Origin of the sequence: Thalassospira sp. ER-Se-21-Dark (assembly GCF_017922435.1) — a bacterium.
In the GTDB taxonomy this organism is placed as follows: domain Bacteria; phylum Pseudomonadota; class Alphaproteobacteria; order Rhodospirillales; family Thalassospiraceae; genus Thalassospira.
In genome coordinates this window covers 1-23,080 of record NZ_VDEZ01000008.1, presented here as the reverse complement: position 1 = coordinate 23,080, position 23,080 = coordinate 1, and the positions used below count along the sequence as shown (strand labels likewise).

At 54.9% G+C, this 23,080-nt stretch carries 21 protein-coding genes, 1 rRNA gene and 1 CRISPR repeat array; of the genes, 4 read left to right on the top strand and 18 right to left on the bottom strand.

Annotated features, from left to right (window positions below; all coding sequences use genetic code 11):
• Positions 1-29: 29 nt before the first annotated feature.
• Positions 30-382: direct repeats of the CRISPR family, unit length 24 nt; unit sequence GTTTTAGCAGAAGAGAGATTGTGG.
• A gap of 174 nt (positions 383-556) precedes the next feature.
• Both araD1 and FHI25_RS20375 read right to left on the bottom strand, forming a co-directional pair.
• On the bottom strand, positions 557-1,546 hold the full coding sequence (gene araD1 / locus FHI25_RS20380; RefSeq protein ID WP_210520896.1) for an AraD1 family protein: 990 nt from the start codon (positions 1,544-1,546) through the stop codon (positions 557-559).
• A 60-nt stretch (positions 1,547-1,606) separates the two neighbouring features.
• Positions 1,607-2,380: an SDR family oxidoreductase gene (locus FHI25_RS20375; RefSeq protein WP_210520894.1), complete on the bottom strand. Its 774-nt coding sequence runs from the start codon at positions 2,378-2,380 to the stop codon at positions 1,607-1,609.
• 535 nt (positions 2,381-2,915) lie between these two features.
• Here FHI25_RS20375 and FHI25_RS20370 point away from each other — a divergent pair.
• Positions 2,916-3,665 (top strand): FadR/GntR family transcriptional regulator, encoded by a 750-nt coding sequence (locus FHI25_RS20370; protein WP_246879256.1) that lies wholly within the window; start codon positions 2,916-2,918, stop codon positions 3,663-3,665.
• 278 nt (positions 3,666-3,943) lie between these two features.
• Here the strand turns inward: FHI25_RS20370 and yjfF are convergent, their stop codons facing one another.
• From yjfF to FHI25_RS20350, 4 genes are all read right to left on the bottom strand, one after another.
• A complete protein-coding gene (gene yjfF / locus FHI25_RS20365; protein ID WP_210520892.1) occupies positions 3,944-4,921 on the bottom strand; it encodes a galactofuranose ABC transporter, permease protein YjfF in 978 nt (325 codons plus the stop codon).
• Positions 4,911-5,927 carry an ABC transporter permease gene (locus tag FHI25_RS20360; RefSeq protein ID WP_167351244.1) on the bottom strand — a complete coding sequence of 339 codons (1,017 nt, stop codon included), beginning with the start codon at positions 5,925-5,927 and terminating at the stop codon, positions 4,911-4,913. The genes yjfF and FHI25_RS20360 overlap by 11 nt, the downstream gene beginning before the upstream one ends.
• A gap of 41 nt (positions 5,928-5,968) precedes the next feature.
• Positions 5,969-7,465 (bottom strand): sugar ABC transporter ATP-binding protein, encoded by a 1,497-nt coding sequence (locus FHI25_RS20355; RefSeq protein ID WP_210520890.1) that lies wholly within the window; start codon positions 7,463-7,465, stop codon positions 5,969-5,971.
• Positions 7,466-7,610: 145 nt separating this feature from the next.
• The gene (locus FHI25_RS20350; protein ID WP_274517104.1) at positions 7,611-8,561 is read right to left on the bottom strand and encodes an ABC transporter substrate-binding protein; all 951 of its coding nucleotides are present in this window, start codon (positions 8,559-8,561) and stop codon (positions 7,611-7,613) included.
• Positions 8,562-8,750: 189 nt separating this feature from the next.
• Here FHI25_RS20350 and FHI25_RS20345 point away from each other — a divergent pair, with 189 nt between their 5' ends.
• Positions 8,751-9,773: an aldose epimerase family protein gene (locus FHI25_RS20345; RefSeq protein ID WP_246879255.1), complete on the top strand. Its 1,023-nt coding sequence runs from the start codon at positions 8,751-8,753 to the stop codon at positions 9,771-9,773.
• Positions 9,774-9,835: 62 nt separating this feature from the next.
• On the opposite strand, the gene FHI25_RS20340 is transcribed toward FHI25_RS20345, so the two are convergent.
• From FHI25_RS20340 to dctP, 6 genes are all read right to left on the bottom strand, one after another.
• Entirely contained in the window at positions 9,836-11,836 is a 2,001-nt protein-coding gene (locus tag FHI25_RS20340; RefSeq protein ID WP_210520888.1) for a DUF2207 domain-containing protein, read from the bottom strand.
• A gap of 20 nt (positions 11,837-11,856) precedes the next feature.
• Positions 11,857-12,522, bottom strand: coding sequence for a LemA family protein (locus tag FHI25_RS20335; RefSeq protein WP_246879254.1), 666 nt, complete (start codon positions 12,520-12,522; stop codon positions 11,857-11,859).
• A gap of 70 nt (positions 12,523-12,592) precedes the next feature.
• The gene (locus tag FHI25_RS20330) at positions 12,593-14,182 is read right to left on the bottom strand and encodes a gamma-glutamyltransferase family protein (RefSeq protein WP_210520886.1); all 1,590 of its coding nucleotides are present in this window, start codon (positions 14,180-14,182) and stop codon (positions 12,593-12,595) included.
• Positions 14,183-14,317: 135 nt separating this feature from the next.
• Complete coding sequence (locus tag FHI25_RS20325; protein WP_210520885.1) at positions 14,318-15,643, bottom strand: TRAP transporter large permease subunit; 1,326 nt, start codon at positions 15,641-15,643, stop codon at positions 14,318-14,320.
• Positions 15,644-15,649: 6 nt separating this feature from the next.
• The gene (locus FHI25_RS20320; protein ID WP_210520883.1) at positions 15,650-16,222 is read right to left on the bottom strand and encodes a TRAP transporter small permease subunit; all 573 of its coding nucleotides are present in this window, start codon (positions 16,220-16,222) and stop codon (positions 15,650-15,652) included.
• Between the two features lies 1 nt (position 16,223).
• The gene (gene dctP, locus FHI25_RS20315; RefSeq protein WP_210520881.1) at positions 16,224-17,342 is read right to left on the bottom strand and encodes a TRAP transporter substrate-binding protein DctP; all 1,119 of its coding nucleotides are present in this window, start codon (positions 17,340-17,342) and stop codon (positions 16,224-16,226) included.
• A 333-nt stretch (positions 17,343-17,675) separates the two neighbouring features.
• Here dctP and FHI25_RS20310 point away from each other — a divergent pair, with 333 nt between their 5' ends.
• Complete coding sequence (locus FHI25_RS20310) at positions 17,676-18,401, top strand: GntR family transcriptional regulator (RefSeq protein WP_210520879.1); 726 nt, start codon at positions 17,676-17,678, stop codon at positions 18,399-18,401.
• 16 nt (positions 18,402-18,417) lie between these two features.
• Here FHI25_RS20310 and FHI25_RS20305 read toward each other — a convergent pair whose 3' ends face one another.
• Positions 18,418-19,365: an AraC family transcriptional regulator gene (locus FHI25_RS20305; RefSeq protein ID WP_210520877.1), complete on the bottom strand. Its 948-nt coding sequence runs from the start codon at positions 19,363-19,365 to the stop codon at positions 18,418-18,420.
• A 79-nt stretch (positions 19,366-19,444) separates the two neighbouring features.
• On the opposite strand from FHI25_RS20305, the gene FHI25_RS20300 reads away from it, so the two are divergent.
• Positions 19,445-20,086, top strand: coding sequence for a LysE family translocator (locus FHI25_RS20300; RefSeq protein WP_210520875.1), 642 nt, complete (start codon positions 19,445-19,447; stop codon positions 20,084-20,086).
• Positions 20,087-20,093: 7 nt separating this feature from the next.
• On the opposite strand, the gene FHI25_RS20295 is transcribed toward FHI25_RS20300, so the two are convergent.
• The 5 genes from FHI25_RS20295 to rrf all read right to left on the bottom strand — a co-directional run.
• Positions 20,094-20,627: a DoxX family protein gene (locus FHI25_RS20295; RefSeq protein WP_210520872.1), complete on the bottom strand. Its 534-nt coding sequence runs from the start codon at positions 20,625-20,627 to the stop codon at positions 20,094-20,096.
• On the bottom strand, positions 20,614-21,408 hold the full coding sequence (locus FHI25_RS20290; RefSeq protein ID WP_210520870.1) for a DNA-binding domain-containing protein: 795 nt from the start codon (positions 21,406-21,408) through the stop codon (positions 20,614-20,616). The genes FHI25_RS20295 and FHI25_RS20290 overlap by 14 nt, the downstream gene beginning before the upstream one ends.
• Entirely contained in the window at positions 21,405-22,268 is an 864-nt protein-coding gene (locus FHI25_RS20285) for a DUF692 domain-containing protein (protein WP_210520868.1), read from the bottom strand. Before FHI25_RS20285 ends, FHI25_RS20290 begins: the two co-directional genes overlap by 4 nt.
• A 139-nt stretch (positions 22,269-22,407) precedes the next feature.
• The gene (locus FHI25_RS20280; RefSeq protein WP_008891960.1) at positions 22,408-22,707 is read right to left on the bottom strand and encodes a DUF2282 domain-containing protein; all 300 of its coding nucleotides are present in this window, start codon (positions 22,705-22,707) and stop codon (positions 22,408-22,410) included.
• Positions 22,708-22,967: 260 nt separating this feature from the next.
• Positions 22,968-23,080 (bottom strand): 5S ribosomal RNA (gene rrf, locus FHI25_RS20275); the annotation flags it as partial.

Sequence of the window (23,080 nt, the reverse complement as noted above, 5' to 3'; positions counted from 1 at the left end):
TATTATGGCCTGTCGGTTGGCGATCTGGTGTTTTAGCAGAAGAGAGATTGTGGTCCAACCGCAACTGGAAGTGCATCCCGGTATCGAAGCGCTTGGTTTTAGCAGAAGAGAGATTGTGGTCCAACCGCAACTTGTTCATTGCGACCACTCCGTTTCGCGCGTTTTAGCAGAAGAGAGATTGTGGTCCAACCGCAACCGCTTCGATCATATCGAACAAACTGGCCTCGTTTTAGCAGAAGAGAGATTGTGGTCCAACCGCAACTTCATGGCATCAATAGCGGGTTGCGTGAGTGTTTTAGCAGAAGAGAGATTGTGGGCCAACCGCAAGCAATTCGCCTTTTGCTACACTTGGCTTTTGGTTTTAGCAGAAGAGATATTGCAGGCCAACTGCGAGCTATTCATCGAACGACCGCTTTTTGCGTCCCCCCTCTTTCAAAGACCGTTCACTCCGCAGAGAACAAGCAAAAGAAAAACCCCGGCACATTGCAGCACCGGGGCAAGTCGTGTCGTTTGGAGGTAGAAAGGCTTCCTGGCCCTTGGGAGTCTCAGAGAGACCTCAGATCGCCTTGATGGTCACCGGGCGTTCCGCCTGTTGCATCAGGCGGTTGCGGATCGGACGGCCAAACAGGGCGGATTCAATTTCAAATTCGTCGCCGTCTTGCGTCGTGATGCCATCGGCGAATGAAAGTGTTGCCGTGCCAAAGAAATGCGCATGCACATCGCCCGGACGGCGGAACAGATCATATTTGAAATGGTGATATTCAAGGTTGGCAATGGAATGCGACATATTGTCTTCACCACTGACAAACTGCTTTTCCCAGATCACCTTGCCATCGCGATACAGGCGCGAGGTGCCCTCGACATGGCTTGGCAGATCGCCCAGCAGCAATTCCGGGCCCATCGCGCAATGACGCAGCTTTGAATGCGCCAGATACAGGTAGTTCTGGCGTTCCATGACATGGTCGGAAAACTCGTTGCCAATCGCAAAGCCGATGCGCACCGGGGTGCCATCATGATCAATGATATAAACGGCGGCAATTTCCGGCTCCTCACTGCCATCAAGGGCAAAGGACGGGCTTGGAATAGCCGCCCCCGGATTGGCAACGACGGAGCCATCACCCTTATAAAACCATTCCGGCTGCACGCCGTGTTCGCCCGCCTTGGGCTTGCCGCCCTCGACACCCATGCGAAACATCTTCATTGAGTCTGTTTCATTGGCGTCCTTGTTATCGGCCTTGTGCATGTTCGCACGTGCCGATGCAGAGCCAAGATGGGTCAGGCCGGTGCCCGTCACAAGGAAATGCGCCGGATCAGCATGGGTCACCGGCGGCAACAGGCGCCCGTCACGGGCAACCTCGTTATAATCAACGCGGTCGTCGCCCATGCGGATTTTTGCCTTTTCGATCATCGTCATGCCCTTGGCAAGCGCGATGGTCGCAAGTTCACGGGTGGTGGAAACGCCCTGAAGCGGGATAAGGGTGTTTTCGTCTTCGACCACGGCAACATGTTGCGCGCCAGTGGTGTCCTTGAATTGAACCAGTCTCATGAATTCTGTCCTGAACGGTCTTTGGTACTATGTCGGAATACGGGGTTCGTGGCGCGGGCCCTAGACCCAGCCACCATCAACGATGAAGTTCTGGGCGGTCACCATGCGGGCTTCATCGGAAATCAAAAACAGCGCCATGCGGGCGATATCATCGGGCATGACCTTGTTTTTAAGACACTGGCGCTCGTCGATTTCACGTTCAGCGGCTTCGTCGACCCACAGGTCAAGCTGGCGCTGGGTCATCACCCAGCCCGGCACAAGGGTATTGACGCGGATGTGATCCTTGCCCAGATCACGCGCCATACCGCGGGTCAGGCCATGGGTCGCGGCCTTGGCCGTGGTGTAGCCCGGCATGCCGCCCTGCCCCATCATCCAGCTGACCGAACCGAAATTGATGATCGCGCCGCCACCGGCCTTCTGCATCATCGGTGCCACCGCCTGAATGGCAAAGAAGGACGGGCGGATATTGATCGCCTGGCGTTCATCCCAGTATTCCGGGGTGACGTCCTGCCATTTATGGCGGGTATCATTGGCCGCATTGTTCATCAACCCGGTGATCGGGCCGTTAATTTCGGCGGCCTTGGCCACCGCTGCCTGCAAGGCCCCGATGTCGGTCAGATCGCATTTGATAAAGACAGGCTTGTTGCGCGCATCCTTGGAAAGCTTTTCGACAAGCGCATTACCGGCATCTTCCATGATGTCAACAAAGGCAACTTTTGCGCCCTGTTCGACAAAGGCGGTCACAATCGCCTCGCCAATGCCCGATGCGCCACCGGTGATGAATACCGATTTGTCTTCAAGGCTTGTATAGTGTGTCGGCATGCGATCAGACATGATCGTTTCATCTCCCGTCGTGCGTTTTGTGTTCAGATGTCAGACGTCGGATTCCCCGGACGCCAAACACGATTCTAGGTCAAAATTGACAGAAAGTGCATCCATCAAGCTATGTGCGGCGCAACAGGAGAAAAATTCCTGACGCCAACATCATGCTACGCCGACAAGTCCCCTTCAGACCAGACGAATGGTCCGGGCACGGTCCCGTGCGCGGCGGCGTGATGCTTCCTCCTGATAATCTTGTTTTTTATTCTTCATACAATAACATTAATGATCAGGATATCCGGGCCTGTCAAGCGTCAAACCATGCAGTCTTTTCTTTCATTATCTGAAAGCTTGTTTATAAGTTGATGACATACGCAAATACCTGACGACCTCTGTGACCATACCCCTGAAATAATTATATGCTATGCAGCACAAGGCGTTGGCAGCACCAGATCAGTTGCCCTGAAAATTAATTCATATTATATGAATAATGACAAAGCGGGCCTTTTGCCTATTTGCTTTTCAATCAGGGCCACGCCGGAGGGAATATATGTCGTCTACCATGTCGAGAACTTACGCCAAACGCAGTCTGCACAGCATTGTTGCCCACGATCTTGGCGCACGCATTGTTTCGGGCAAGCTGCTGCCGGGCGATGTCCTGCCGACAGAGGCGGCCTTAAGTGAATCCCTTGATGTGTCGCGTACAGCCCTTCGTGAAGCCATCAAAATCCTGTCGGCCAAGGGGCTGATTGAAAGCCGCCCGAAAACCGGCACACGGGTCAAACCGCGTTCAAGCTGGAACCTGCTGGATCCCGATGTCCTGTCCTGGCATTTCCCGGACCCGGACCCGGCATTTCTCTATAGCCTGCTTGAAACGCGCCTGATCATTGAACCCAACACCGCCGCCATGGCCGCTGTCCGCGCAACCCCGGAACAGATCAAACATCTTGAAACCGCCTATTTCGAAATGGAAAAGGCCGAACCCGGCACCGAGGCGGTCTATATTACCGACCTTGTGTTCCATCAGGGTATTTTGGATGCGTCGGGCAACGATTTCATGAAATCGTTCGGCATGTTGATTGAAACCGCCCTGATCGGATCTTTCCGCCTGTCATCGGGCGGACCCAAGGCGCATGTCAAGTCGCTGCCGGATCACCACGCGGTCTATGCCGCCATCAGCCAGCGCGACCCCGAAGAGGCGCGCAGCAAAATGCACGGCCTGCTGCGCCGGACCATGCGCGAACTGCGCAAGGAACTCGGCATGTCGGTTGAACATGACTGGGATCAGATCGGTCTGTAATCGGAAAGACGGGGACGGTTGATCCAATCACGGCTGTCCATTCCTCATACTATTTGAATTTACCCCCAAAACGCCGGGTAGCGCGTTTGGCGCAAACACGGCTTATTATTCACCAAAAATGAATAATGCTGCTGATTGACCAATTTTTTTGTCAAAAGTTTTGCCCCTGCGCCGGTGCCTGATTGCACGATCAAAACCGGCCATGTCGGGAACAGAAAAAACGCCCTGCTTTTTCAAACAGGGCGTTTTGAAGGAAGGTATTTTGATCGCCGGACGCTTTATGTCGTGCCGGCCCGCATCCCCGAAAACGACCGGGTAATCAGGCGTTGCAGCACGATAAAGCCAAACAGAAGCGCCCCGATCATGATCTTGGTCCACCAGCTGTTGAGCGACCCGTCAAACGCAATCAGGGTCTGGATAACCCCCATGATGATCCCGCCAAAGAACGTGCCGAGCACAAAGCCCATCCCGCCGGTCAGAAGCGTTCCACCAATCACCACAGCGGCAATCGCATCAAGCTCCACACCGACTGCTGCCAGCGGATAGGCCGACGCGGTGTAAAAGGCGAATACCACACCCGAAAGTGCACTGAAAAAGCCCGAAAGGGTATAGACCCGGATGATCGTGCTATGGACCGGAACGCCCAGCAATTCTGCCGAATGCCGATCCCCGCCAATCGCATAAACATTGCGCCCGAACCGGGTGAAATGGGCAATCACCACCCCGCCAATAACGGTCGCCAACATCAGAAGTGCCGATGCCGTCAGCCAGCCACGACCGGGCAATTGAACCTTGAACCCGGCAAAGTCTGAGACAAACGGATGATCAATCGGAACGGAATCCAGATTGATCAGGAAGCACATGCCGCGCAGGAAGAACATCCCGGCAAGCGTGATGATAAAGGGCTGAATATCGAACTTGGCGATAATCACCCCCATAAACGCCCCGAATGCCGATCCGACAATCATCGCAACCACAGCCGCCGTCACCGGATGCATGCCAAAGCCGGTCACAAGTTCGGCCATCAGAACCCCGATAAAGGCAATCATCGACCCAACCGAAAGATCAATCCCGCCCGAGAGAATGACAAAGGTCATGCCAACGGCGGTAATGATCAAAAAGGCATTATCGGTCAGAAGCGCGCCCAGAACATAGGTGTCGGAAAAGGCACGGTGTTCAACAATCCCGTAGCCATACAGCAGTACCAGAACCGCAAGCGTGGCAAGGATCGGATAAAACCGTTCATTAATTTTCATCGGATTTCCCCCGCTTCATGCGTTCCATCGCCTGCCCGACCAGTTCGCGGGATTTTGGCGCCTGCACCAGCAAAACGACCATCACCACCGCCGCCTTGACGATCAGGGTGTATTGCGACGGAAGCCCCGACAACAAGATGCCGGTGGTCAGCGCCTGAATGATCAGAACGCCAATCACGGTCATCGCAATAAAGAACCGACCGCCCATCAGCGACGCACCGCCAATAACCACGGCCAGAATGGCATCCAGTTCAAGCCAAAGCCCGGCATTGTTAGCATCAGCACCACGAATGTCCGCGGCAATGATGATCCCGGCAAAGGCCGAACACAGACCCGATGCCGCATAGGCCATCAGCTTGATACCGCGTGCATCGATGCCCGCGACGCGGCTGGCGCGTGCGTTGCCACCAACCGATTCAACAAACAGACCAAGTGCCGTTTTTCGCATGATGAAATAGATCGCGGCAATCACGGCAGCCGCAATAATCACCCGCCATGGAATACCCAACAAATAACCGCTGCCAATTGCCTCGAAGAATTCGCCGTGGAACGTTACGATCTGACCACCCGTAATCATCTGGGCAATGCCGCGACCGGCCACCATCAGGATCAGGGTTGCAATGATCGGCTGAATATCAAGGAAGGCAACAAGGATGCCGTTCCACAAACCGCACAAAATCCCGGCACCAAGGGCGGCCAGGATAATCACAGCCGGATGCAGATCGGTATCGCGGATCAGAACCGCCATCACCGCCCCCGAAATGGCAATGATCGAGCCCACCGAAAGATCAATGCCGCGTGTGCCAATGACAATCGCCATACCCACCGCAACAAGGGCGGTCGACGCCCCGCGATGGACAACATCGACAAGCGATCCGTAAAGATGGCCGTCAACAATGCGGATGTTGAAGAAATCCGGTGAAATTATCCCGATCCCCAGCACGATCAGGATCAGTGCTGCGACCGGACCAAACCAGGGCCGACTTAACAAAGAAGATGCAGACATGGTGCTGCTTTCCCGTATTTTCTTTTTGTCTTTTAAACTGGTCATCGTGCAATTGCCTCGATGATATTGTTCTGGGTGATTTCCGCACCCACCAGTTCAGAAACCTTTTTACGATCACGCATCACAGCCACGCGGTCGGCAAAGGCAACGATTTCTTCAAGCTCGGATGACGCGACCAGCAAAGCCAGCCCCTCGTCACAGAGTTCCTTGATCAGTTTGATGATGTCGGCATGTGCACCGACATCAATGCCGCGTGTCGGTTCATCAAGGATCAGCAGGATCGGCTTGGACACCAGCCAGCGCGCCAGAATGACTTTTTGCTGATTGCCACCGCTCAGTTGCCCGACGGGCTTTTCACTGTCGGGGGTTGCGATGCCCAGTGCCTTGATCATGTCATCGGCAAATTTCTGTTGTTCGGCGCGCGGGATCGGGCGCAGCCAACCACGCCGCCCCTGAAGGGCAAGCACGATGTTTTCACGAACACTCAGTTCGGCAACAATGCCGTCCTGTTTGCGGTCTTCGGGACACAGCCCGAAACCGGCCCGGATCGCATGGCGCGGGGAACGCAGCATAACCGGCTCCCCATCGAGAAACACCAAACCGCTATCGGCTTTTTGCGTACCAAACACCAGTTCGGCAAGCTCTGTACGGCCTGATCCCAAAAGACCTGCCAGACCAACAATCTCGCCTGCTTTCAGATCGAGTGAAACCGGCTCAAGCACGCGCTTTTTGCCCAAATTCTTGATCTGGATCTGGCGTGCCGGGCCATCGTAGCTGCCTTCGTCCTGATGGCGATGCGCGCTGACTTCAGCCAGTTCACGACCAAGCATGTGATTGATCAAATCAATCTGGGCCAGCTCCTTGGTGACAAACGTGCCCACCAGGCGGCCATTGCGGAGCACCGTGATACGGTCGGTTACCGCGTAAACCTGATCAAGGAAGTGGGTAACAAAAACAATCCCCAGCCCCTTGTCGCGCAGCTCGCCCATGATCCGGAACAGTGTTTTGATTTCTTCGCCGTCAAGTGATGCGGTCGGTTCATCAAGAATAAGAACCTTGGCATCAAGGGCGACAGCACGCGCGATCGCCACCAGTTGCTGGATCGCCACCGAATAGGAGCCCAGCGGCCGATTGACATCAATATCAAGCCCCAAAATCTCAAGGGCGGTCTTGGCATCGGCCTCGGTCTTTTTCCATGAAATCAACCCGAACTTGCGGGTCTGGCGTTCCAGCATCAGGTTTTCGGCGACCGACAGTGTCGGCACCAGATTGACTTCCTGATAAACGGTTGAAATGCCAAGTTCCTGCGCGTCCCCGGGATGCTGCGGATGGATTTCCTGTCCTTCGAGTGACACCGTACCGGCATCGCGCGGATGCACCCCGGTAATCACCTTGATCAGGGTCGATTTACCGGCCCCGTTTTCGCCCAGAAGGGCGTGAATTTCGCCGCGTTCAAGGTCAAAATCCACATCCTCCAGCGCCTTGACGCCAGGAAAGAACTTCCCCGCACCGCGCACTGAAAGCACTGTGTCTGACATATCCTGCCCCTCTCCCTAGTCTGTCTTTGAAGTCTTTTGCTGCGGATACAGCCGGACGCACCCCGGCAATCGCCGGAGCACGTCCGATGCAATGAGAAGCGTGCCTCTAGTCCCCATGGGCAGAACCCATGGGGGAAGTCAGAGGTTATTTGCTACGCATTTTGTATTCTTCCGCAGCGGTATCAGGCAGATAGAGCGGGCCATTTGCCTTGATCCATTTCGGAACTTCTTCACCAGCCTTTGCCGCCTTGATCGCGTCAAAGGACGGGCCGCCCAAATGCGGGTTCAGTTCGATGGTGGCGTTGGTGTCGCCATCGGCCATCGCCTTGAAGATATCTGGCACTGCATCGATGGATACGATCAGCATATCTTCACCCGGGTTCAGACCGGCTTCCTTGATGGCCTGAACGGCACCCAGTGCCATGTCATCATTGTGGGCATAAACCGCACAGATATTGGCACCACCGTTTTCCGCTTTCAGGAAGCTTTCCATGACTTCCTTGCCGCCGGAACGGGTGAAGTCACCGGACTGCGAACGGATGATATTGATGGCCGGGAAGTTGGAAACAACAGACTCAAAACCTTCCTTACGGTCGTTGGCGGCAGACGAACCAACAGTTCCCTGCAGTTCGACAACGTCGCAAACGCCATTGGTTTCAGCAGCCAGCCAGGCCGCGGCCAGTGCACCTTCGACCACGAAGTCCGACGCCACTTTGGTCAGATACAGGTCTTCACTTGCATCAACACCACGGTCAACGAGGACGACCGGAATGCCGGCGTCTTTTGCTTCTTTGAGAACCTGATCCCAGCCGGTTTCAACAACCGGTGCCAGAAGAATGCCATCCACGCCCTGCGCGATGAAGGAACGGACTGCCTTGATCTGGTTTTCCTGTTTCTGCTGTGCATCGGAGAATTTCAGATCAATTCCACGACGTTCAGCTTCGGCCTTGATCGACGCCGTTTCAGACGTACGCCAGCCACTTTCCGAACCGATCTGCGAGAAACCGATCATCATTTCTGCATGTGCAGCAAACGACAGACCAAGTGCAACACCCATTGCGGCAGTAGAAACTGCCATCTTCTTAAAACTTACCACGATTTCCTCCCTATGAGTGGCTTATTGCTTAAAAGCCATATAGTATTACAATATGTTTTTTAGACCCTCAACCATATAGTGTCTCATCCTTTAGAGTGATCGCGCAAAGCGACATCAAATCTGGACAAAATCTATAAAAATCAATATCTTGATAAAAATCAAAAACCACAAATCACGGCGATACCAAACATGGCAGAACCCCATACAATTGCACTTCAAAAGGGCGAAAATGCCCCCCGCGCTGCATTAGAGAGTACTCAGATTCGCGTGTTGGTTTCTGCGCTTGGCGCGCGTCTTTGCGGGGTCTATGTGCGTGACCCAAAGAATGGTCAGGAAACCAATATCGCGGTCAACCTAATCGATGATGCCGCCTATCTTGATCAGGACAGCTATATCGGGGCCGTGTGCGGGCGTTATGCCAACCGCATTGAAAAGTCGCGCTACCCGGACGAAAACGGCGATATCGCTCAGCTTGCCGCCAACGAAGGCGAACACCACCTGCATGGCGGACCGGATGGTTTTGACAGACGGCTCTGGACCATTTCCGATCAAACAGAGCGCAGTGTTACGTTTAAGCTGACCTCGCCGGCGGGCGACCAGGGATATCCGGGCAATTTGAGCGCATCTGCGACCTATTCACTGGTTGCGGATAATCGTCTGCGTCTTGAAATCAACGCCACCTGCGATCAAACCTGCCCGGTCAACATGACCAGCCACGCCTATTGGAACCTGACGGGCAAATTTGACCATAGTGCTAGCGATCACGTTTTGCAGATCAATGCTGAACAATGGCTTCCGGTGGATGAAAAATTGATCCCGGATGGCCCGGCGCAGGATGTCGCTGGCACAGGCTATGATTTCCAGAAACCTGCCAAAATTTCCGCCAACCTGCCAGACGCCAAACAGGGCTTTGATCACAATTTCTGCCTGACCGGCCCACGCGGTGAATTACGCCAGATCGCCACCCTTGCAGATCCGACAAGCAAACGGTCGATCAAACTGTTTTCGACCGAGGCCGGTTTGCAATTCTACCTCGCACAGCATTTCAATGATGCGATGAAAACCGAAAACAGCGTGCCGCTGCACAGATCGGGCGGCATTGCCCTTGAACCGCAAACCTACCCAAACAGCCCCAACCGAGAGGACTTCCCAAGCCCTTGGCTTAAGCCCGGCGAGACGTATCGGCATGTGATTGAGTGGAAATTTTCCTAAACAACAACGGGTGCGGCGGAGCGATACTATCAGCTAGTTGTCGCTTGCGATTGCGATTGCAATTACCACCCGCCCCCGCCGCCGCCGCCGCGTCCGCCACCGGAAAAACCACCGCCGCTTGATGCAAAGCCAGTTGAAGGCATTGATGGCGCCCCGTGCGATACTGCCACCGCACCAAGCCGCCCGACACTGCGCGATCCGAAATCACCAAGACCGAGCCAACCGCGCCGGCTGTCGCGATACCATGCAGGATCATACGATTGCGTCGCATTTGGATCGGTCGAGGCACGTGATTTCAAAAAGGCTTCGAACCGTTCGGTCCAGACCTGTTCGGCATCAAGGGCCATGGCAAAGGGCAAATGCTTTTCAAAAATGGCAATGGCATCGCCCATTTCGCGGCTGGCAAAATTAAGTCGGTCTTCCTCGGCCATGGTCAGATAGCGGCGATAACCTTCGATTTCGGCGCGAACCGTGAGAAACGCCGTATTGGGAACTTCAAGCCAGATGCCAAACAGCGCACAGGTTAGAACCGGCAATGCCGCAACCCCGATGGCAACCGGTGACATTACCCCGGCCACGATCACCGCAACCCCGGAAAACGGCACCATGAAACCAGCACCTATCAACAGCACGCGGATCAGCCGGACATACCAGCCGTCCCCGGCTGACATACCCGACCAGAAACGACGCAGGACATTGAACACCATCATGAAGCCGACCGAAAAGACCACACAACCAACCAACGCCCCGACATAGCTTTCTGCGTCGTGCGCAGCAATCGACGGATCAAGCAACACCACAGCCAGCAATGACAAAGTGCCGATCACCCATCCGATCCGCCAGGCGCGGTCATTGCGGATGAAATGCGTGTCGCGATTAGTTGGTGCATAGATTTTGGCCAACCAGTTATGGGCACTTTGCACTTCCTGGCGATATTCGTCGCCAATGATGATTTCAGAAACACCTGCTTCGCGGAATAGAGAATTGAAAACGGTTTGCTCATCATCGCAAAGGTCATCAATCTTGCCCGACAATTTGCTCAGAACATATTCCTCATGCCCGGTGACACTGATCGACAGACGCTTTTTCACGGCAAGACTGGTCAGGACAACGGCAAAGGCCCGACTAGCATAGGTTCGCCCGGCCGATGCATTGCGCCACAAGAACCCCACCTTGGCTGCAGACATGCCTTCTGGCGGCTGAAACCGCGGTATAACAGCGGGGCCAGCAGGATCTTTGCCAAACCCGGACCATGCCCAAATGAGATAACCTACAAGCAAAAGCCAAATCCCAAAGCCGATAACAATGCCAATATTGTCGCGCATCAACTGGTCCAGATTGATCGGGCCTTCTGGCCGCACAACATGACCGGCCGGCCATGACACCGCAAATGTCAGCCCTTTGCCCGGCACCAGTTTTTCGGTGGTTTCGACTGTAAAGACATTGCCGTTATCGGGTTTGGGCACACGAAACTGCGCGCCGCGTTCACGTTCATATCCGGTATAGGCCGCAAAACCGGTGCGAACAGCATCATCCGGCAAATGAATGGTGGCGCGGGCTTTATCAATGGTAAATTGCCAGCGATTGCCCGTTACATTCCAATACAGTTCATCAATATCTTCACCAAACGACAACTGATCTTTCATCTTATAGATCAGGGTGAATTCATGATCCCCATAGGATAAGAACTGATCGGGCTCGCCGATATAGATGCGAATATCCCTGCCGATGTTTTCGGTGCGATAGGCAACGTCACGGCCATCCAGAAACACGCGGCTGATCTCGATTTGGCTAACCTGATAGAAACCAGACGGCAAGGCAACGACCAATGGAATATCACGAAAGATGCCGCGCTTGATCTGGTTGCCGTTGGCATAGACCGAAATGTCTTCACGCACCGAAATCGATCCGCTGTGATCGATCACTATGTTGACAGTGAAATCAGTAATGCGTTCTGAAAAGCTTTGGGCGGCAGCCGGACCAACCGGGAAGGCAACCAACCCAAAAGCAAGAATGCACCAAGCCCCCTGCATTAAAAGGCTTACGAAGCTACGTATCGCCATACCTTTTGCAGCGGAAAACATTAATCAAACTTCACATTGGACGTCTGACGATCGATCGCATGTTCGACCTCGTAGTAGCTGCGCTCGGCAAAGCCGAAACAGCCTGCGACAATATTGTCAGGAAAGGATTGCACGGCAATATTCAACTCGCGAACAGTGCCGTTATAATATCGCCGCGCCATCTGAATCTGATTTTCCAACTCTGTAAGTGCAGTCTGCAATTCGATAAAGGTCTTATCGGCCTGCAATTCCGGGTAGGCTTCGGAAACCGCAATGATGCGCATCAACGCTGTAGAAAGCTGCCCTTCAAGTTCCTGTCTCTGTGGCGCATTTTCCGGACCGACCGCTGACGTTTTGGCCCGGAGTTCAGTCACTTCTTCGAACAGTTTCTTTTCATGCGAAGCGTAACCTTTAACAGTCTCCACCAGGTTCGGAACAAGATTGCTACGACGTTTCAATTGAACGTCGATCCCGCTCCACCCTTCTTGAACGGCCTGTCGCAGGGATACCAGCCGGTTATACAAACTGACCCCATAGCCAAACAAGACGACCAGAAATACAAGGACACCGATCAGAACTAAAACTGTCATACTCAAGGCATCACTTCCTTTGCTAAACTGCTCCGTTGCTAAAAGCGAACAGACCCACAAAACAAAGGTAGCAAAACCAACCGGCGAATCAACCAATTAGCTCATCCGGGGCTTCAACAGAAACGATTGCCGTTTTTTTTTTGAAACCAATGACTTCGACGAGGCTTCACAGCGCAGCAACCGAACCATCAGCCCTTGGGTCAGCCGCTCCTTCCATGACGCCATTCTTGCGCAGACGGATACCGCCCGCATGGCCCATCATATCCTCATAAGAACCGACGAGCTCGACCGTATGACTGGCTGATTTCAGTTGTTTGATCAGGGCCGGATCAAAGCGGTTTTCGAGTTTAAGCGTTGTCGTGTCTTCGCCCCATGTCTTGCCCAGCAACCAGCGCGGTGCCGTGATCGCTTCCTGAAGGTCCTGTCCATAGATCACATTGCGGGTAAAGACTGCCGATTGGGTTTGCGGCTGCCCCTCGCCGCCCATTGTGCCATAGGTCAGCACCGATCCATCATTGAGTTTCGCCAAGGCCGGGTTGAGCGTATGGAACGGCAGGCGGCCCGGTCCCAGCTGATTGGGACCATCATGGAGTGTGAAGCTCGCACCGCGGTTTTGCCACAGAACGCCGGTTTCGGGCACCACAACGCCCGATCCGAATTCCCAGAAGATGCTTTGGATATAGCTGACCGCAACACCGTTGGCGTCAACCGCCCCCATCCAGATCGTATCGCCCGGCTTGGCGACATGCGGCCAAGGAAGTGCTGTTTTCATATCGATTTTGGCGGCCTCATGATCGAGCATTTCATCAGATAGCAGCGACATCGGATCGATGTTCATGCGGTCCGGATCCCCGACATGGGCGTCACGTTTCAGGAAGGCGCGCTTGGTCGCCTCAATCAATCCATGGACATGGTCAAACCCGTCCAGTGTCGCGCCGGACAGCCCCAGGCGATCAAACAGGCCAAGGATCATCAGCGATGCGACACCCTGGGTCGGCGGGACCATGTTAAACACCGTGCCGCTGGAAAGTTTGACCGACAGCGGCGTCATGATTTTGGCGTGACAGGCTTCAAAATCCGAAAGGCGAAGCGGGCTTCCAACCGCCTCAAGCCCGCGCGTATTGGTCCGGGCGATATCGCCGCGATAAAAATCATCAAAACCAACAAGGCCAAGATGCTCCAATGTTGCCGCAAGGGCCGGCTGTTTCAGCACATCGCCAATCGCGGGAATACCGTTGGCGGCATAGGTATCAACGAACCCCGGTGAGTCTTTGAGCTCTGCCATTTTGGTCGCGGTCAGGGCCACCTGTGACTTGGTAACCGGAACCCCAGCTTTGCCATGATGGACCGCATCACGCATCAGGCGACTGTGCGGGATTTTGCCGCCGATTGATGCCGCGACCTCGGCCGCCTTGATCCAGCCGCCGATCGCACCGGCGACTGTCAGGGCAGCCAACGGACCACGGGCCGGGATGGCGGCCTTGCCCTGTTCGCGGTAAAAGTCTGGTGTCGCAAGCTCCGCCGCACCGCCGCAAGCGCGGATGGCAATCGGGTCTTTACCCGGCTCGGAAATCAGCCAGAAACCATCGCCGCCAATCGCGTTCATATGCGGATAGACAACAGCAATGGTCGCAGCGGCGGCAATCATCGCCTCGACCGCGTTTCCGCCTTCGCGCAGGATGTCACGTCCGGCCTCGGACGCCAGATGATGGGGTGCGGTGACCATGCCACCGAGTGCGGTTCTTGAACGTAACATGATCAGCTGATCTCCCTGCCTTATGCTTGCGGGCATGCCGCGTGATCTGCGACATGCCCGGTTTGTTCATAGCGCTGTTTTGCGTTTCCGTTCAGCGCCTTTTCACATTGTAGAATGCCTGTTTTCCAAACCGGCCTACCAGCCGATCAGATTTGGCAACCAGCTTGTCAGTTCCGGGAAGATAAACAACAGGATCAGGGCAAGCGCCTGAATACCGATAAACGGTATCACCCCGCGATAGATATCGACCGTCGAAACCGATGGCGGCGCCACCCCCTTAAGGAAGAACAAGGCCCAGCCAAACGGTGGCGTCAGGAAGCTGGTCTGAAGGTTCATCGCCACCAGAATGGCAAGCCATGCCATGTCGATCCCGCTATTGAGAAAGACCGGCAAAAACATCGGAAGCGCGATATAGGAAATCTCGATCCATTCAAGGAAGAAGCCAAGCACAAAGATCACAGCCATCATGAACAGAAGGTTGCCCATGTCGCCACCTGGCACCCATTCAAACATCGCATGAACAAGCCCCTCGCCGCCCAAGCCACGGAAGGCCAGACCAAAGGGCTGCGCACAGATCAGGATGAAGAACACCATCGCACTGGTGATCAGCGTGTCATGCAAGACATCGCGCATCACGCGCAAATTCAGACGCCCGGAAAACAGTGCAAGCAACAACGCACCAAGTGCGCCCATCGATGCGGCCTCTGTCGGGGCGGCAATTCCGCCAACGATGGAGCCCAGCACGGCAAAGACCAGTGCCAATGGCGGCACGACCACCTTGGCAATCTTCATCAGCAATTGCTGCGTGCTCATGGCATCGCGTTCATCCTTGGGGATGGCGGGCACCATGTCGGGTTTGAAAATTCCGAGCAGCACAAGATAGAGCCCAAGCATACCCGCAAGGATCAAGCCCGGCACCATGGCCGCAGCAAACAAGGTCCCGACAGATTCACCGAGAATATCAGCCAGCAGGATCAACACCAGACTGGGCGGGATGATCTGCCCAAGGGTGCCTGATGCGCAAATCACGCCGCTTGCGACCCCCTTGTCATAGCCGCGATTGATCAGGGGCTGCAGAGATAAAAGACCAACCGTCACCACGGTTGCGCCGACCACGCCCGAAGACGCGCCCATCAGAACGCCAACGATGACGATGGCAAGGCCCATGCCGCCCTTAAGCCGGCCCATGGCGTGACCGATCACATCAATCAGTTCTTCGGCCAGCTTGGACTTTTCAAGCATCACACCCATGAAGATGAAAAGCGGCAAGGCAAGCAGCGTATAGTTGGTCACAACCCCGTAAACGCGTGCCGGCAACAGGTTAAACAAACCGGTGCCAAACCCCATAATCCCAAAGGCAAATCCCGAAATCGCAAGCGAGATTGCCACTGGCACACCGAGCACGAGGAAGCCAAAGAAGCCCCCGACCATACCGATGGCCAGCCATTCATTTCCGGTCATGTCTGATTAGTCTCCTGCACCGGTTTGCGTGACCACATCAGGTGCATCAAAGGCAGGATTGCTGCGATTACCCGCAACGATTTGACGATAATTCATAAGGCCCTGGGCAATCGCCTGAAGCAGCAAAAGACCAAACCCGATCGGAATAAAGGCCTTGAGCAAGAAGCGATATGGCAGGCCACCCGGATCGGGGGAGCCTTCGCCCATCATGATGGATTGCGAAACATAGGGGATCGAAAACCAGATCAGGGCCGCGCCCAGTACCGCCATCAAAACGGCCGAGAAAAGGTCGATGATCGCCTGGGCCCGCGGGCCCAGACGTTCATAAAGGAAATCGACCCGCACATGGCCGCCATGGCGCATGCCATACGCCATCCCCATCAGGGCAATTGGCGACACCAGATGCCATTCAAGTTCCTGCATCGCCACACTTCCGGAATTAAACAGATAGCGCAGCAACACATTGCCACCGACCACCAGAACAAGGGCAAGACCGCTGATCGCAGCGCCCCATCCGGCAATATCGACAACCAGACCAAGAACACGGTCCGGTAACGGCTCAGTACGGGTCGAGGTCATATCAGCTCATCCCGCCTTTCGATGAAATGATCCCGTGATAGGGCTTTTCACTGATCGCGGCCCATTCACGGTGGGTATCGCGGAACGCCATGAAGCTGTCATGGACCTTTTTGGTGATCGGGTCTTTGGCGGCTTCGGCTTCAAGGGTATCCTTGGTGATGTCCTTAAGCTTGGTCACGACCTCATCTGGCAGGGTTTGCGCGGTAACGCCAAAGTTCTCGACCAGATCACGCAGGGCGGCTGCGTTGTTGGCTTCACACCAGGAATGGCTATCAAGGTTGCACGCCTGAGCCGCGTTCTTGACAATCGCCTGCAGATCCGCCGGAAGGCTTTCCCAGGCTTTCTGGTTGATCAGAAGTTCGGTCACGTTGGACGGTTCATGCCAGCCGGTGGTGTAATAGTATTTGGCGGCTTTCTGCAGGCCCAGACGGCGGTCCTGATACGGGCCAACGAACTCGGCCGCATCAATCACGCCACGTTCCAGTGCCGGGAAGATTTCCCCGCCCGGAAGCAATTTCACTTCAACACCGATCTGCTGATAGACCTTCCCGGCAAGACCCGGAATACGCATTTTAAGACCGTTGAAATCATCGAGGCTTTCGATCGGCTCGCGGAACCAGCCGGTCATCTGAACGCCGGTATTGCCCATCGGGAAGGCCACCAGACCATAAGGCTGATAAACTTCATGCCAAAGCTCAAGCCCGCCGCCATGATACAGCCAGGCATTCACACCCTGGAAGTTCAGACCGAACGGAACGGTGGTGAAATACTGGGCGGCAAAGATTTTACCTGCCCAGAAATAGGCATTGGCCGCATTCATTTCGACCGTACCGGCCTGAACCGCGTCAAAACCTTCAAGGGCCGGGATCAGTTCGCCAGCGGCGAAATGCTGAATGTTCAGACGGCCATTCGACATTTCCGTCACGCGCTTGCAGAAATCTTCCGGGCTGCCCGGACCGGTCACATAAAAGGGTGAACCCGGACCATAGGCGTTGGTCATTTTCCAGTTAAAGGTTTCCTGCGCACGAACGATGCTTGGTGCGGCGATAACGCCTGCGCCGGTTGCTGCCGCACCGATTGCCGATTTGGTCAGAAAATCGCGCCGTTTAATGTTTGTCATTGATGTCTCCCTGATAGAGATAGCTATTTCTCTGAAACGTGATCTCAACGGAATGCATTCCGCACTGTGTATACATCTTGCAACACACATGCCATTGCATATTTTTCAATTACTTAACAAAATTCTCCTTATTCTTTTCTGCCTTAAATGATGATTAATTAGTCAAAATAGTACGTTGCACATTTTTACTGCACAATAAATATGCAGGAACTGGCGCGAAAAAATGTATGGATTTTACAACCCTTGAGAAACTTGGCCTTGCCTTGAAAATTGGTGTATACATTTGATCAACAGGAGCCCAACCAAACCTCGCAAGAAGGGTATCGACTTCAGATGATCGAGCTTCGCCAAGCGCTCAGCACCCCGTCCGAACAGACCGAGCAGGTCGGCATTGCCCAACAGCTTTGTCAGGCGCTGGAAGATGACATCGTCAAAGGAAAGCTCCCCCCCGGGCGGCGCTTGGAAGAGCCGCTTCTGGCCAAGCGGTTTGGCGTCTCACGCACACCGGTGCGCGAGGCCTTGCAGCTTCTGACTGCAACCGAACTTGCCGAAAAGATACCCAATCGCGGCGTTTATGTCTCGCTCGCCACCCCGGAACGGCTAACAGCGATGTTTGAAAGCATGGCAGAACTGGAAGGCACCTGCGGGCGGCTTGCAGCCAAGCGCATGACAAGCGGCGAACGTCACAATCTGGAACGCCTGCACCATGAATTGGCCGAAACGGTGCGTCTGGGTGATAGCGACGGTTACGAAACGCTGAACCGGTCATTCCACAATACGCTGTATCGTGGCACGCATAATGATGTGCTGGTGGATGTTACGCTTTCGGTGCGTCGGCGCGTTGCCCCGTTCCGCCGCGTGCAGTTCCAAAGCCTGTCGCGCCTTGCATCCTCGCACGAAGAACATCAGGGCATCGTCGATGCCATCCTGCGCGGTGACGTCAAGGCAGCCGAAGACTTGCTTTACGGGCATATCATGGCGGTCCACGAGATCAGCCAAGAATACCTCGCAAGCCTGCGCGATGCGAGCGCCCAGAACGACCGGGTTGCGGCAAAATAGGCTTTCGAAACAGGGCCTATTGCCCCGCCACCGGCTGCCGCAATCCCCGCCGGAACGCCCCCGGCCCTTCACCATATTGCGCCTTGAAGCGTCGGGAAAATGCCGGCATCGATAGATAGCCGCAGCGCAAGGCAACCTCATCCATCGACAAGTTGGTATCGCGCAAAAGCGCCTTGGCCCGTCGCATCCGCCAATTTTGCAGATATTGCATTGGCGCAATCCCGACACAGTCCCCAAACCGCACAACAAAACGCGTCCGCGACATCCCGGCCTGTTTGGCCAAAAGCTCCGCAGTCCAGTCACGTTCCGGCTGGGTATGAATGGCTGAAAGTGCGCATGCGACTTTCTTATCAGCCAATCCGGCAAGGAAACCTTGCGGCAGATCGGCGCGTTTTAATTGTGCTGCCATAAGCGCGATCACAAGGACCTCCATCAGACGCGCCAAGGCACTGCGCCAACCGGGCTGTGTTTCTTGTGCCAGCGCTTGGATCATCGCCACGATTGAGGATTGCGCTTGTGTTGTCGGGTCCTCTGCGCGCAGGATCACGTGATCCTCAATCAGACCAAAACCCGGATGACGATCATCGTCATCAAAGGCGCAAAACCCGCACAGCAATCTCACATCCCCCGCGCCTTCAGGCTGATTGCGCAAGATCCCGGCACCCGGATCAAACCCGGCCGCCATCGCATCAGACAACGCAAGCGCCTTTGTTCCCGGCGCATCACACAGAATGTGCCCACGGCCATTTGGCACCAGCACAAGATCACCTGCGCAAAGATCAATTGGTGGTGCATTTTCAGACAGCAAAAGCTTGCACCCGCCCGCCAAAACCAGATGAAACCGGATGCGCGCGCCGTCCGCCGGGATATGCACACTGAAATCCCCGGCGAGCTCCGCGGTGAAATACAGATCACTACGCAACCGTAATCCGGCACATACGTCACTAAGCACATCTTGCTGCATTTTATCCATCATCGCGATTTGGAACGATCTGATAATTTATTGGCAGTTTATCGCAAAGACGCGCCCCCGGAAATGATCAATGATCACCAGACCGCATACCCAGATGGATGATCAAATCATGAGCCCAGAAAACCTGACAGCCCTGATCGGCTTTGCCTTTGTCATGTCCGTTTCGCCCGGCCCGGGCAATTTCCTGCTACTGGCATCCGGTGCCAATTTCGGCATTGCCCGCACCATCCCGCTGATCCTTGGCATCAGCAGTGGATTTTTGTCGATGGTGTTTGTGGTGGGATTCGGTTTGGGTGAGATTTTGGAACGTTTTCCAATGGCACAGGATGTACTGCGTGTTATCTGCTTTGGCTATATTCTTTGGCTTGCCTACAAGATATCGCAGATCAGATCGCTTGAGACCAAAGATCAGGCGACAGCACAGCCGATCGGATTTTTTCAGGCCGCAATGTTGCAACTTCTGAATCCGAAGGCCTGGACTGTCGCCCTGATCGTAACAGTCACCTACACGGTCCCGTCAGCAGGCATAAAGGGGCTGTTGCTGATGATCGCCGTCTTTGCCCTGGTCAACATCCCATCCATTTCAAGCTGGGCGCTGTTTGGCGCGGCCATGCGATCCTTTATCAGTCAGGGCAACAGAACCCGCATCTTTAACATCATCATGGCCGTGCTTTTGGTCGCATCAATGGCGCCGATGTTGTTGCCGATATAGCACCCTGTCAGGCCTTTCGGCGCGACAGAAATCGATCCACCGACAGCTTGCCACCACCGGCAAAGACCAGTGCCACCAGAAGCGAAATCCAAAGCAGGCGATGATCGATCAGCTCGGTCGGCAACCCGTTGGCAAGCCCGCCCAGAGCTGCACCATGAAACACAACATCCACGACCGTCTGAACCACAATGAAGCCAATCATGCCAAGGGCTGCAAGGCGGGTGAACAGGCCGGCAACAATCAGGATCGGCAAGACAAACTCGCCAAGGGTGCCAGCCCAGACAATCAGGTGCCACGGGAAGAACGGAATGGCGGCAGTATCATAAAGATACTGCTCGGCAATCGGTGGCAGGATCTGCGCGAATGCGCCCGCACTCAGCCCAAAGCCATCAATCTTCGTCATCGCGCTGTTGACGTAATAGGGCAGCAGCAACAGAACAAAAAGCCCCCGGCTGGCAATGCCAATAACATCGCGCCCACCAAGGGCGTCCATTTTCGTCTCCAGACGGGCGTAGCCGCCGATTACATTATGCATCATCATGCCCGTTTCCTCTCGGGATATTAAGGCGGGCATCAAATGCCCCGATTGTTAAAAACGTGGCAAAGCTCGCCATCACATCAAAATTCGCATCGGCCTCAAGGGCATGGGCGCACGCCGCGCCAAGGCTTAGCCCATCACGGGTTAGCGCCGCAAAAAACGCCGCCTGCCCATGGGTCATCACGCGCATTTCAACCTGCATATAAGGACGTGTGACCAGAACGGTTTCAGCGCATTGCACGATGCTGGTTTTACCGATCTCGGCACCATCGACCGGGTTTTGCGCATTCCAGATGGCAAAGATCGGATACTCCGACGCCACAACCTGACAGGCCGGATGCGCACGCAGTGTCATGGCTTCCAACTGATCTTCAAGCCCGCCGAGCTCTTCTGCCAGAAGCGGCTTGGCGTCTTCGGATGTGCTGACCTCAAGCCGGGCACGTTCAAGCTGTGCGATATCTGGCAAATACGGCAAACGATCACACACCGGATGGTTTGCCAGAAAGTCAGCAAAGCCCGCCCCGTAAAGGGCAAGCGATCCCGCACGTGTGGTTTCGGATTGAACGAACCCCTGTGCCAATTGATCAAAAAAACCATCCCCGACCAGTTTGCGCACGGTCGGGTACGCAGCCCCCAACGCGTCATAAAGGCCGCGATGAACATTGTTGCGGTAAATCGCAAAGCGGTGCGCGTAACCATCAGTGACACTACTTGGCACCGCATCCGGTTCCAGGGCCATCAAGGCATCGCTAAAGCCGTCATAAAATGCCTTAAGCTCCGTCATGACGCGGCCTCAAACTGTTCATTCACGGCATATTCAAGGTGACGGTCAGCAAGGGCTGCTTCACGCGCCAGCACATCCCAGCCAGGCACGTCATTATCCCATTCAATCAGGGTCGGCTTGCGCCCGATCCGGGCGATCAGACGATCAAACAGATCCCAAACCGGATCGGCCACTGGCCGGGAATGGGTATCGATCAAAACATTGTCGTCGGGATTAGCGTCTTCCTCATGCCCGGCCAGATGAATTTCACCGACGAGATCACCGGGCACCGCGTCAATAAACGCATTGGCATCAAAGCCCAGATTATGGGCCGATATGTAAACATTGTTTACATCAATCAGCAAACCACAGCCGCTGCGCGCTGCCGCCTCGGTGATAAATTCAAGTTCGGGGATCGAATTCTGTGGCAGCGGCACATAGGAGGTCGGGTTTTCGATCAGAATCTGCCGACCAATAAAGTCCTGCACCGTGTTGATGGCATCCACCAGTTGCATGAGCGAGCTTTGCGTCATCGGGGTCGGCAGCAGATCAGCCATATAAAGCCCCTCATGGGCGGACCATGCGATATGTTCCGACACCATGGCGGGATCGAACCGGTCAACCAATCGTTTGAGGTCGGCCAGATGGTGCTTGTTTAACGGCTCTCCACCCCCAAGTGATAACCCGACGCCATGCATGGACACCGGATAGTGCGCACAAAGCTCTTCGAGCATGGCAAGTCTTGGGCCACCGGCAACCATGTAGTTTTCCGGATGGATTTCAAACCAGCCGACAGTTGGCTCTGCGCCAAAAATATCTTGGGCGTGCTCGGCCTTGAAGCCGACACCTGCACGTTCAGGAAGCTGTGTCAGCGGTGTCATATCGGGGCAACCTTATCTTTTCGCCGTTTACGCGGGTGGACGGCCAGCACATCGGGACAGGGGGAGACATATGCAGATCTGTGCTGACCGTCCGTTGGGACGCGATTAGGCTTGGGGTTAGGCGTGGGGACTGCGGGACTTAGCCCTGCGGGATATCCCGATCCAGCGCTTCCAGGCTGCCCATGACTTCACGGCCATCCGCGGTGGTGAAGCTCATATCTTCACAGGTACCGGCCGGAACCAGCTTCCAGGCATTGCCCTGATAATCGACAGTCGAGGTACCGGCACAGGTCGTGCCCGGACCAGCGGCACAGTCATTCTGCCCCGCCAGCGACACACCAAAACATTTTTCCTTAGCACCATCGGCCGCTGCCTGGTTGATCGCGGCCATTGAGACAGCAGCACTCAATGCTGCACCCAGAACCATTGCTTTTTTCATCGTCTTTTCCCTTCGGTTAAATGAGGACACTCAAGTCCAAGTGATGATTTAACCGTAAGGGTGATGGGCAAATTCGTCACTGCACCATTCGCACACGCGTAGTCAAAGAGGCGTGAGACATTCCACACATATCTTCACAGCGCTGTGAGGTCGCAGCACACCAAGTTCTGAAAGCCTGAAACGACAAAACCCCCGACCGGTTAAGGTCGAGGGTTTTCAAAGTCGTGTGTTTATAGGGAATATGTTGCTGTATTTGGAAGGCCCGGCGGTGACCTACTCTCCCGTGCCTTAAGACAAAGTACCATCGGCGCAGGCTGGTTTCACTTCTGAGTTCGGGAAGGGATCAGGTGGTTCCCGGCCGCTATGGCCACCG